The sequence below is a fragment of the Streptomyces sp. NPDC102274 genome, assembly GCF_044766385.1.
Lineage (GTDB): Bacteria > Actinomycetota > Actinomycetes > Streptomycetales > Streptomycetaceae > Streptomyces.
In genome coordinates this window covers 153,040-162,712 of the sequence record NZ_JBIWLW010000010.1, presented here as the reverse complement: position 1 = coordinate 162,712, position 9,673 = coordinate 153,040, and the positions used below count along the sequence as shown (strand labels likewise).

Genomic DNA, 9,673 nt, shown 5'->3' with positions numbered 1-9,673 from the left:
AAGTGCACGGTGTGGAAGCTTCTAGAGTTCGAGGAGAGCGTCGAGCTCGGCGCCGATCTCGGCGACCGATCGGGCCGGCGCCGACGCGTCCGGGTCCGATGACGACTCCGGTTCCGGTGCCGTCCCGGATTCCGGGCGAGCGATCCCCAAGAGCCGCATCAGCAGATCCGCGATGTCCGCCGGGGTCGGGTGGTCGAAGGCGAGACTCGCGGACAGCGGGACCTCGGTGGCGCTCGCGAGCCTGCGCCGCAGCTCCATGGCCATCAGCGAATCGAGGCCGAGGTCCTTCAGTACGGCCTTGCTCCTGAGCGCTCCGGGGCCGGGCAGCCCCAGTACGACGGCGACTTCCTCCATCACCAGCCTGGTGACCGAGGCGGCCTGCTCGGCGGGCGTCCGGCCCCGCAGGCGCTTGTGCAGCCCACCGCCTGCGGGGTCGTTGCCGACGCGGCGGAGGGACGGCCGGACGAGTCCCCGCAGCAGCGCCGGGGGTTCACCTTCCAACGAGGCGAGGTCGAGCCTGACGGGGACGAGGTTGCCGTCCGGCGAGCGCAGCGCGCGGTCCAGCAGCCGCAGGGCCTTGGCGACGGGCAGCGGCGCGATTCCTTGCCTGCGCAGGCGCCCCAGTTCCGCCTCCGCGAGGTGTGCGGTCATTCCCGAGCCCGCTTGCTCCCACAGCCCCCAGGCCAGACTGGTCCCACCGGTGCGGGCGGCGAGGGCGTCCAGGTAGGCGTTGGCCGCCGCGTACGCGCCCTGCCCGGCGGAACCGAGGGTTCCCGAGACCGAGGAGAACAGCACGAACGCCGACAGGCCCAGATCCCCGGTGAGTTCCGCCAGGTGCGCGGCCCCGTCGAGCTTGGGGGCCAGTACCGTGCGCAGGCGCCGCCGGTCGTAGTCGAGCAGCAGGCCGTCGTCGAGTACGCCGGCGAGATGCAGTACCGCCGACCAGTTGTCCACCGAGGACAGCACGTCGGCCACCTGGGTCCGGTCGGCGACGTCGCAGGCCAGCACCCGGACGGATCGTGCACCGGCTCCGGTCAGTTCCGCGATCAGGCTCCCGGCTTCCGGGTTCTCGGGGCCGCTGCGCGAGGTCAGCACCAGCTCGCGGACCCCGTGCTCGGTCACCAAGTGCCGGGCGACCGCCCTGCCGAGTTCGCCGGTGCCGCCGGTGATCAGCACCGTTCCGTCGGCCACGGCGGCGGCGGTGGTCGCACCGGCCGCGCCCGCCGCGGTCAGCCGGGGCGCCCGGAGCTTCCCGTCCCTGACGGCGAGCTCCGGCTCGCCGGTCACGGACAGCGCCGACAGCAGGGTCGTGGCGTCGATCCGGTCGCAGTCGACGATCCGGATGGCCGCCTCCGGGTGCTCGCGCCGCGCCGCCCGCAGCAGGCCCCACAGGGGTGCCTGCGCGAGGCCGCGGACGCGGTCCCCGGGGCGTGCGGCGAGGCTGTCCCTGGTGATCCATACGAGCTCGACGTCCCTGAGCGGCACCAGCCGGCGCAGCAGGTCCAGCGCGTGCGCGGTCGACTCGTGGGCGGCGGCGACACCCTCGGGATTCCCGGTGGCGTCGATCAGGATCCGGCGCGGGCCGTCTCCCGTGACCGTCTCGGCCGGCGTCACCCCGAGGACCTCGGACACGAGGCCGCGGCCCAGGATCCGCATCGGCTCCGGAACCGAGGGCACCTTCGGCACGGGCCGGAGGACCACGCGGTAGAGGTCGGGAACGGAGAGGGCGGCACGCAGCAGATCGGCGCTGACCGGACGCAGCCGCAAGGCGCCGACGTACGCCACCGGCGCCCCGGCAGGGTCGGTGATCGTGGCCCGGATCCCGTCGTCCAGGACGTCGACCCGGACGCGGAGCTCGGTGGCTCCCGTGGCATACAGGCGGACATCGGTGAACTGGAAGGGGAGTTGGGCCTCGGCGGAGGCCGGGACCACCGCGCGCATCACCTGCAAGGCCGCGTCCAGCAGGGCCGGGTGAACACCGAATCCGCCCGCCTCGCCGACCGGTAGCCGGACCACACCGCAGGCGGTCCGGCCCTGCCCGCGCAGTTCGGCCACGCCGTGGAAGGCGGCGCCGTAGTCGACGCCCTGGGCGGCGAAGCCCTCGTAGAAGCCGGAGACGTCCACGGCGGGCAGCGCGGGCATCGACCAGTCGGTGGGCTCCGGACCGAACGCGTCCACCAGCACACCCTCGGCATGGGTGCTCCAGGCACCCGAGCCGTCCACCTTGCTGTGCAGGGTCACCGGTCGCCGTCCGCCTTCGGCGGGGCCGATCCTGACCTGCACGTGTGCCGCGTCCTCCAGCACCATCGGCCGCGACAGGGTCAGCTCGCCGACACCGGCCGCTCCGGCCTGACCGGCTCCGGCCAGGACCAGGTCGAGCAGTGCGGTGCCGGGTACGACGACGGTGTCGAAGACCACGTGATCGGCCAGCCAGGGCTGGGACGACGCCGACACCCGGCCGGACAGCACCCAGCCGCCGTCGGCCAGTTCGGTGATCTCGGTCAGCCAGGGGTGCCCGGCGCCGGAGGTGTCCAGCCAGAAGCGCTTGCGCTGGAAGGCGTAGGTGGGAAGGTCGACGCGGCGACGCCGCTCGCCGAGGAGCGAGGGCCAGTCCAGCCCGGCGCCCGCCGTGTGTGCTCCGGCGACCGCCAGGGTCAGTGCCTCGGGTCCGGACCGGTCCGGACGCTGGGTCGGGACCACGACGGCGTCGCGGTCCAGGCAGTCCTCGATCATGGCGGCAGGTGTTCCGTCGGGGCCGATGTCGAGGAATATGGTGACGCCTTCGCCGAGTGCGGTGCGGATTCCGTCGGCGAACCGGACCGGTTGCCTCACCTGGCGCACCCAGTGGTCGGGACCGCAGTCGGTGACGATCCGCCCGGTCAGGTTCGTCACCAGCGGAATGCGCGGCGGGTGGAAGGTGAGTCCTTCGGCCACGCTCCGGAACTCATCGAGCATGCCGTCCATGTGCGCGGAGTGGAAGGCATGGGACACGTTGAGCCGTTTGGTGCGGCGTCCGGTGAACCGCCCGGCCACCTCGTCCACGGCATCGGCGTCACCGGCGATCACCACGGACTCCGGCCCGTTGACCGCGGCGAGAGCGACCCGCGCGGACAACAGCGGGGCGATCTCCCGCTCGCCGGCCTGAAGGGCGAGCATCACGCCGGTGTCCGGCCGGGCCTGCATCAGCCGGGCCCGTGCGACGACCAGCGCGCAGGCGTCCTCCAGGGAGAGCACGCCCGCCACGTGTGCGGCGGCGAGTTCACCGACGGAGTGTCCGAGAACCAGATCGGGCTTGACCCCCGAGCTCTCCAGGAGCCGGAACAGCGCCACCTCGAAGGCGAACAGCGCGGGCTGGGTGAACTCGGTACGGCGCAGTGCGTCCGGGTCGTCGATGACCTCGGCGAGCGGAAGGCGGAGGTGCCGGTCGAGTCCGGCGCAGATCTCCTGCCACGCGGCGGCGAACACCGGGTACGCCTCGCGCAGATCCGCTCCCATGCCCGCACGCTGGGTTCCCTGGCCGGCGAAGACGAACGCCGTCCGGCCGTCCCCCGCCGACCCTTCCACCACCGACGCCGAGGACTCTCCCTCGGTGATCGCACGCAGCCCGGCGAGCAGGTCGGTGGTGTCCCGGCCGATGACGACGGCGCGCTCCTGGAAGGACGTGCGCGAGGTGGCCAAGGAGAACGCCAGGTCGGCCGGGTCCGTCTCGGGGTGCGTCCCGACCCGGACGGCCAGCCGGGACGCCTGCTCGCGCAGGGCTTCCCGGCTCCGCGCGGACAGAGCCCAGGGCAGCAGCCCAGGATGGGAGCCGGCCACCGGTTCCTCGGCCTCGGCCTCGGCGGCCTGCTCCAGGATCAGGTGGGCGTTGGTGCCGCTGATACCGAACGAGGAGACGCCCGCTCGCCGAAGGCCGTCACCGTCCCAGGCAACGGGGTCCGTGACCAGTCGGAGGGAGCCCGCCGACCAGTCGACGTGGCGGGAGGGGGTCTCGGCGTGCAGGGTGCGGGGCACCATGCCGTGGTTCATGGCCAGCACCATCTTGATGACGCCGGCCACGCCCGCTGCCGCCTGGGTGTGTCCGATGTTGGACTTCACCGAGCCCAGCCATACCGGCCTGCCGGAGGCGCCGTAGGTGGCCTGCAGCGCGCGTGCCTCGATGGGATCGCCCAGCGTCGTGCCGGTGCCGTGGGCTTCCACGACGTCCACGTCGGAGGCTTCGACCCCCGCCGCGGCGAGGGCCTTGCGGATGACCTGCTGCTGGGCCCGGCCGTTGGGCGCGGTGAGCCCGTTGGACGTGCCGTCCTGGTTGACGGCCGAACCCCGGATCACGGCCAGGACCGGATGCCCGTTGCGCCGCGCGTCGGACAGCTTCTCCAGCAGCAGCAGTCCACTGCCCTCGGACAGTGCCGTGCCGGAGGCGCCGTCCGAGAAGGCGCGGCACCGTCCACGGGGGTCGAGGCCGCGCTGCCGGCTGAACCCGACGAACAGTCTCGGCGTGGCCATCACGGTGGCGCCGCCGGCGACGGCCATCGTGCACTCACCCCTCGACAGGGCCTGCGCGGCAAGGTGGATGGCCACCAGCGAGGCCGAGCACGCGGTGTCCACCGTGGCCGACGGCCCCTCCAGGCCGAGTGCGTAGGAGATGCGGCCGGAGACCACGCTGGCGGCGCTTCCGGTGAGCCCGAACCCCTCGGAGCCGTGGGGAGTGCCCAGCGACGCATAGTCCTGGCCGTTGGTGCCGAGGTAGACACCGGTGTCGCTGCCCCTCAGCGTGTCCGGCGCGATTCCGGCCCTCTCCAGCAGCTCCCAGGATCCCTCCAGCAGGACCCGCTGCTGCGGATCCATGGTCAGCGCCTCGCGGGGGCTGATTCCGAAGAACTCCGGGTCGAATTCTGCGGCGGCCACGAACCCGCCTTCGCGGACGTAGCTGGTTCCGGGGTGGTCCGGGTCCGGGTGGTACAGCGCGGAGAGGTCCCAGCCCCGGTCCTCGGGGAATGACGTGATGGCGTCGCCACCGTCGGCGAGCAGCCGCCAGAAGCCTTCCGGATCGCGGACTCCGCCGGGGAACCGGCAGCTCATGGCGACGATGGCGATGTGCTCCGCCGAACTCTCGGGAGCGGACGCCGGGGTGCTGACGGTGATGTCGGCCGGGGCGAGTTCGGCGAGCAGGTGTTCGGCGAGCCGCGCGGGTGTGGGGTGATCGAAGATCAGTGTCGCGGGCAGCCGCAGTCCGGTTGTCGCGCCCAGCCGGTTGCGCAGTTCGACCCCGAGGACCGAGTCGAGGGCGAGTTCCCTGAAAGTGCGCTCGACGTCCACGGCGTCGGGGGCCGTGTGACCGAGTATGAGCGCTGTCTGCCTCCTGACCTGGTCGAGTACGGCACGCGTCCGGCTTTCCGGGGGGAGTTCGGCCAGGCGCCGGCTGAACGCGGGCTCGTGGTCGGTCGCGGTGTCCCGGCCGTCGGGCAGGTCGCCGAGCAGGGCGCTCGGACGGGTGGCCGTGAACACCGTGCGGAACCGGTCCCAGTTCACGTCCGCCACGGTGACGCAGGGTTCCGGGCGCGCCACGGCCCTGCCCAGGGCCAGCAGTGCCAGGTCCGGCGCCATCGTGGGTACGCCGTGGCGGTCGAGGATCTCCTTCACCGGCCCCCGCGCCATTCCGTCCCCGGCCCACGGGCCCCATGCCACCGAGGTCGCGGGCAGTCCCCGCGCGCGGCGGAGCCTGGCCAGGCCGTCCAGGTAAGCGTTGCCGGGCGCGTAGTTGCCCTGGCCCGGGACGCCGACGGTCGCGCCCCAGGAAGAGAAGAGCACGAACATGTCCAGTTCGGTGGTGAGTTCATGCAGGTTCCACGCGCCCCGCACCTTCACCCGCAGCGCCGCGTCGACCTGGTCGAGGGTGAGATCCTGGACGAGTCCGTCGTGCAGTGCTCCGGCGGCGTGCACCACCGCGCGGGGCCCGGTTCGCTCCAGGAGTTCCCGGAGCGCTTCCCGGTCGGCGACGTCGCAGGCGACGATCTCGACCCCCGCCCCGAGCCGGCGGAGTTCGGTGGTCAGGGCGGCCGCCCGAGGGGCGTCCGGCCCGCTGCGGCTGACCAGCACCAGACGTTCGGCGCCCCGGCCGGCCAGCCAGCGCGCGACCTCGGCGCCGAGCGCGCCCGTTCCGCCGGTGATCAGGACCGTTCCCCCGGGACTCCAGTCGCGGGCCGGAGTGGCGGCGGTGGCGCGGACCAGGCGGCGGCCGTACGGGACAGAACCCCGGATCGCCACCTGATCCTCACCGTGATCGCCGGTGAGTATCCCGGCCAGTACCGCGGTGTCACCGTGGCGGGACAGGTCGATCAGACCACCCCAGCGCGCGGAGTGTTCCAGGGCGACGACTCTGCCCAGCCCCCACACCAGACCCCCGTCCGGGGCGACCGGTTCGTCCGCGACCGCGACGGCGTCCAGCGTCACGCACCAGAGCGGCGCGACGACACCGGCGTCCCCCAGCGCCTGCACGGTGGTCAGGGTCGCGGCATGACCGGCGGGAATCCCCGGATACCCGGGGTGCGGACCGTCCTCCGCGGCCAGCAGGCAGAGCACGCCGTCGCAAGTCGCGCCACGCAGGCGCGCGGCCATCGCGCCCCGGTCGAGGCCGGGTTCGATCTCCATGACAGTGACGCGCAGTCCCTGTCCGGCCAGGGCCTCGGCCACCGAGCCTGCCCACGTGTTGCCGAGGGGCGCGAGGACCAGCCAGTCACCCCGGCGGACCGTGGTGGGTGCGGGGATCTCCTTCCAGTCGACCTGGTACTCCCAGTTGTCCACGACGGATTCCGAGGTGCGTTTCCTGCGCCAGGAGGCCAGGGCGGGCAGGACGGGAGCGAGGGCGTCCCGGTCGATACGCAGGGTCCGGGCCACCTCGTCGAGATCCTCCCGGCCCACCGCGTCCCAGAACGGGGCGTCCCGCGTCCCCCCGCCGCCCGTCGCCTCGGCGTCGATCCAGTACCTCTGGTGCTGGAAGGGGTATGTGGGCAGGTCCACGACGGTCGCCCGCTCGAAGGCCCGGCTCCAGTCGATGTCCACCCCGCTGGTGTACGCCTCGGCCAGAGCCGTCAGGAACCGGTCGCCCTCCTGCCTGCGCAGGGTTCCGACGGTGCACACGTCGGCGATCCCCTCCACACCCATGGTCAGCACGGGGTGCGGAGTGCATTCGATGAACACGCGACGGCCCTCGGCCGCCAGCTCGCGTACACACGCGTCGAGTTCGACCGTGGAGCGCAGGTTCCGGTACCAGTAACCCGCGTCCAGTGCCGCGGTGTCGATCCGTCCGACGTCGACGGTGGAGAAGAAACCCTCGACACCCGGACGCGGCCGGACTCCCGCCAGTTCGGTGAGGATGTCCTCGCGGATCGCCTCCACCTGCGACGAGTGCGAGGCGTAGTCCACCGGGATTCGCCTGGCCCGGATTCCCTCGGACTCGCAATCCGCGATCAGTTCCGCGAGCGCCTCGGGATCGCCGGAGACCACGGTGCTCCTGGGCCCGTTGAGGGCGGCCACCGACAGCCGGTCCGGCCACCGCGCGATCAGCCGCCGCGCATCGGACCGCGAGCACACCAGCGACACCATGCCGCCCCGGCCCGCCAGACCGCGGCGGATGGCCTGAGCACGCAGCGCCACCACGGCCGCGGCGTCCACGAGCGACAGCGCCCCGGACACGCACGCAGCGGCGATCTCACCCTGCGAGTGCCCGAGCAGGACCTCCGGCTCGACGCCGAAGTGCTTCCACAGCCGTGCCAGTGACACCATCACCGCCCACAGGGCGGGCTGTACGACGTCCACCCGTTCCAGGGCGTCCGCATCCCCGACCACCTCGGTGAGCTTCCAGTCCACGAGGGTTTCCAGCGCCGCCTCGCATTCGGCGAACCTCTCGCTGAAGACCGGGGAGGACCGGAGCAACTCGGAGGCCATTCCGGCCCATTGGGCACCCTGTCCGGCGAACATCAGCACCGGACGGCGCCCTCGGCCGGATCCGACGACCAGGTTCGGCGCCTGGGCTCCCGACGCGAGCGCCTCCAGGCCGCGGACGAGGTCCGTGGTCTCCCACCCCAGCAGGACGGCTCGGTGCTCATGGTCGGCACGGGTGGTGGCCAGGGAGAAGCCGACATCATTGGCCGAGAGGCCGGGGTGCGCGGCGAGGTGGGCGCGCAGACGGCGGGCCTGTTCCCGCAGGGCCGGTTCGGAGCGCGCCGACAGCACCCAGGGAACCCGCATCCGCTCGGTGGGTGCCTTGACGCCGGCGGCTTCCGGCGGTGGCCCGGCCAGCGCGAGGTGGGCGTTGGTACCGCCGTAGCCGAAGCTGCTCACTCCGGCCAGGCGCGGTCCCTCCGGCCACGGACGGCGGCCGGTGACCACAGCCAGGTTCGCCGCGTCGAAGTCGATGTCCGGATTCGGCTGCCGGAAGTGCAGGCTGGCGGGTAGTTCGCCGTGGAAGAGCGCCAGGGAGGTCTTGAGTACACCGAGCACTCCGGCGGCCGGTTCGAGGTGGCCGAAGTTGGTCTTGACCGACCCTATGAGCAGCGGGTTCTTCCTGCAGTCGCCGAACACCTCTCCCAGGGCCGCCGCTTCGATCGGATCGCCTCGGCGGGTCCCCGTGCCGTGGGCCTCCACATAGGACACCAGGCTCGGGGAGACGCCGGCCTCCCGCCATGCCGAGCGCAGCACCTCGGCCTGTGTCTCGAAACCCGGGGTGGCCAGGCCGTCGGTGGTGCCGTCGTTGTTCACGGCGCTGCCGCGGATCACCGCGTAGATCCGGTCGCCGTTGCGCCGGGCGTCCGCGAGCCTGCGCAGCACGACAACCCCGCAACCTTCGCTGCGGACGTATCCGTTGGCGTCCGCGTCGAAGGCGCGGCACTGCCCGTCGGGATTCAGCGCGCCGAACTTGGACATCGCCACGGTCGTGTGGGGGTGGAGGATGACACTGACCCCGCCCGCCAGGGCCAGATCCGACTCTCCCGACCGCAGGCTCCGGACCGCCTGATGAACGGCGACCAGGGAGGAGCTGCATCCGGTGCCGATGGACATCACGGGGCCGCGCAGGCCGAGGGCGTAGGCGATGCGGGCCGGAATGATCGAGGTGTCCGTACCGATGGCTGTGTGCGAGCGGATCTCACCGGGGGACGCCCCGGTGGCGAGGTGGTACTCCTGCCACATGGTTCCGAAGAACACGGAGGTGGCCGACTCGGCGAGCCGGTCGGCCCGGATCCTGGCATCCTCCACCGCGGCCCAGGCGACTTCGAGCGCCAGCCGCTGCTGCGGATCCATCTGACTGGCCTCGGTGGGCGAGATTCCGAAGAACTCGGCGTCGAACCCCGCGACGTCGTCCAGGAATCCACCCCGCCGGGACGTCATCTTTCCGGGTGCCGAGGGATCGACGTCATGCCAGTCATCGGCTCGCCACCGCTGCGGGGGGACCTCGCTGATGGCGTCGATTCCCTTCAGCAGGCCCTGCCAGAGCGCCTCCGGGGTGTCGATTCCGCCGGGGAGACGGCAGCCGAGTCCAATGATGGCAATGTCGTCAGCGTTCATCACGCATCCTCACTTCGGGCAGGTGAAAGGCACGGCGGTCCGCAGACGAAGCCGACGGCGGGAGCGGATTCGAGGGAAACTTCGTTGGCGGGGCGCCGGAGTCAGGACTTTC

1 protein-coding gene is annotated in these 9,673 nt (G+C 72.3%); it reads right to left on the bottom strand.

From position 1 onward, the window contains the following. Positions 1 to 21 precede the first annotated feature (21 nt). Positions 22 to 9,561 (bottom strand): type I polyketide synthase, encoded by a 9,540-nt coding sequence (locus ACIRQP_RS16640; RefSeq protein ID WP_403889809.1) that lies wholly within the window; start codon positions 9,559 to 9,561, stop codon positions 22 to 24. Positions 9,562 to 9,673 lie beyond the last annotated feature (112 nt).